The following is a 2,784-nucleotide window of genomic DNA, read 5'->3' on the forward strand; positions in this document are numbered from 1 at the left end:
AGGAAACGCCATGGCTGAAGGAAAAATTGTCCAATGTATCGGCGCCGTGGTCGACGTGGAGTTCCCGCGTGACCAGATGCCCAAGGTCTATGACGCCTTGAAATTCGAAGGCGGCGGGCTGACCCTCGAAGTCCAGCAGCAGCTCGGCGACGGCGTGGTGCGCACCATTGCGCTCGGCTCGTCCGACGGCCTGCGCCGCGGCCTGATCGTCACCAACACCGGCGCACCCATCACGGTGCCCGTCGGCAAGGCCACGCTCGGCCGCATCATGGACGTGCTCGGCCGTCCGATCGACGAGCGCGGCGACGTGAGCCAGGACCTCACCGCATCGATCCACCGCAAGGCCCCCGCATACGACGAACTGTCGCCTTCGCAGGACCTGCTGGAAACCGGCATCAAGGTGATCGACCTCGTGTGCCCGTTCGCCAAGGGCGGCAAGGTGGGCCTGTTCGGTGGTGCCGGCGTGGGCAAGACCGTGAACATGATGGAACTCATCAACAACATCGCCAAGGCTCACTCGGGCCTGTCGGTGTTCGCCGGCGTGGGTGAACGTACCCGCGAAGGCAACGACTTCTATCACGAGATGGCCGACTCCGGCGTCGTGAACCTCGAGAAGCTCGAAGACTCGAAGGTCGCCATGGTCTACGGCCAGATGAACGAGCCCCCGGGCAACCGCCTGCGCGTGGCCCTGACCGGCCTGACCATCGCCGAGTCGTTCCGCGACGAAGGCCGCGACGTGCTGTTCTTCGTGGACAACATTTACCGCTACACGCTGGCCGGTACCGAAGTGTCGGCTCTGCTGGGCCGCATGCCTTCCGCCGTGGGCTACCAGCCGACGCTGGCCGAGGAAATGGGCCGCCTGCAGGAGCGGATCACGTCGACCAAGGTTGGCTCGATCACCTCGATCCAGGCCGTGTACGTGCCGGCCGACGACTTGACCGACCCGTCGCCCGCCACCACCTTCGCCCACCTGGACTCCACCGTGGTGCTGTCGCGCGACATCGCTTCGCTCGGTATCTACCCCGCCGTGGACCCGCTCGACTCGACCTCGCGCCAGCTCGACCCGAACGTGGTCGGCGAAGAGCACTACAACGTGGCCCGCGCCGTGCAAGGCACGCTGCAGCGCTACAAGGAACTGCGCGACATCATCGCGATTCTGGGCATGGACGAACTGGCACCGGAAGACAAGCTGGCCGTGGCCCGCGCGCGCAAGATCCAGCGCTTCCTGTCGCAGCCGTTCCACGTGGCCGAAGTGTTCACGGGTTCGCCCGGCAAGTACGTGCCGCTGGCCGAAACCATCCGCGGTTTCAAGATGATCGTGAACGGCGAAGCCGACCACCTGCCGGAACAAGCGTTCTACATGGTGGGCGGCATCGACGAAGCGTTCGAAAAGGCCAAGAAGGTCGCTTAACAAGGAATCACCATGGCAGGCACCATTCATGTGGACGTGGTCAGCGCGGAAGAGTCGATCTTCTCGGGCGAAGCCAAGTTCGTCGCGCTGCCCGGTGAAGCCGGTGAGCTCGGCATCTACCCGCGCCACACGCCGCTGATCACGCGCATCCGCCCCGGCGCCGTGCGCATCGAAACGGCCGACGGCGGCGAGGAGTTCGTCTTCGTGGCCGGCGGCATTCTCGAAGTGCAGCCCAACGCCGTCACCGTGCTGTCCGACACCGCAATCCGCGGCAAGGACCTCGACGACGAGAAGGCCAACCAGGCCAAGGCAGCCGCCGAGGAAGCGCTCAAGAACGCCAAGAGCGACATCGACATCGCCATGGCGCAGTCGGAACTGGCCGTGATGGCTGCGCAGATCGCTGCGCTGCGCAAGTACCGCCAGAAGAAGTAAGCAGGAGCGAAGAAAAGCGCTCCACGAAAAAGCCGCCTCCGGGCGGCTTTTTTGCGTCCGCCGCTCCTGCAAAAAGCCTCACTTTGGTCTGAACATGGTCGAAGTTCGGCCTTGTCCGGCTGAAGCTGCGCCCCTAGTATTCGCCTTCGCCCTGGACTGCGGTTGCTGCAGCCGGCGGCCAAAAGAATATTGGAGACAAAGCGCGTGGCACCCTGGAGTGGCATCACTGCAGACGAGATGCGGTTGCTGGAGACCACCTTCTGGTCGGCCGGCGGCTCGCGCCATGCCATGGCCGAACAGCTCGGCTTCTCCAAGAGCAAGGCCAATGCGCTGATCGCCGGCCTGGTCGAACAGGGCCTCTTGGCCGAAGCGGGCCTGCAGCGCTCGTCGGGCGGGCGCCGCGCCGAGAACCTGCAGCTGCATGCCGGGCTTGGCGCGTGCTCGTGGGCATCGACATCGGCGCCACCAGCCTCGACGTTGCGGTGCTGCGGCCCGATCTCAGCGTGCTCGCGCAGCACGACGAGCCGGCCGATGTGCGCGAAGGCCCGGCCGTGGTGCTGGCGCGGGTGCGCGTGCTGATGCGCGAACTGCTCGCGCGCTGCGGCCACGGCCCGAAGAACGTGCTGGGCATCGGCATCGGCGTGCCCGGCCCGGTCAACTTCGAGATCGGCCAGCTCGTGAATCCGCCGCTGATGCCGGCCTGGGACAGCTTCTCGATCCGCGACTACCTGCGCGAGGACTACGCGGCGCCCGTCTTCGTCGACAACGACGTGAACCTGATGGCGCTCGGCGAACTGTGGCGGCTGAAGCGCTCGCTCAACAACTTCCTCGTGATCAAGATCGGCACCGGCATCGGCTGCGGCATCGTCTGCCATGGCGAGGTCTATCGCGGCGCGGCCGGGTCGGCCGGCGACGTGGGCCATATCTGCGTCGACCAGGAC

General features: G+C 65.8%; 2 protein-coding genes and 1 pseudogene. All 3 read left to right on the plus strand.

All coding sequences use genetic code 11. The annotated features are described in order from the left end of the window. On the plus strand, positions 1-1,411 hold a 1,411-nt coding region (atpD, locus tag AC1DOC_RS28005; protein WP_478130951.1), incomplete at its 5' end, for a F0F1 ATP synthase subunit beta. A gap of 12 nt (positions 1,412-1,423) precedes the next feature. Then, the gene (locus AC1DOC_RS28010; protein WP_015867628.1) at positions 1,424-1,843 is read left to right on the plus strand and encodes a F0F1 ATP synthase subunit epsilon; all 420 of its coding nucleotides are present in this window, start codon (positions 1,424-1,426) and stop codon (positions 1,841-1,843) included. Positions 1,844-2,080: 237 nt separating this feature from the next. Next, positions 2,081-2,784: pseudogene (locus AC1DOC_RS28015) on the plus strand (ROK family protein); the annotation flags it as partial.

The organism is Variovorax sp. 01T439_2 (genome assembly GCF_056398445.1).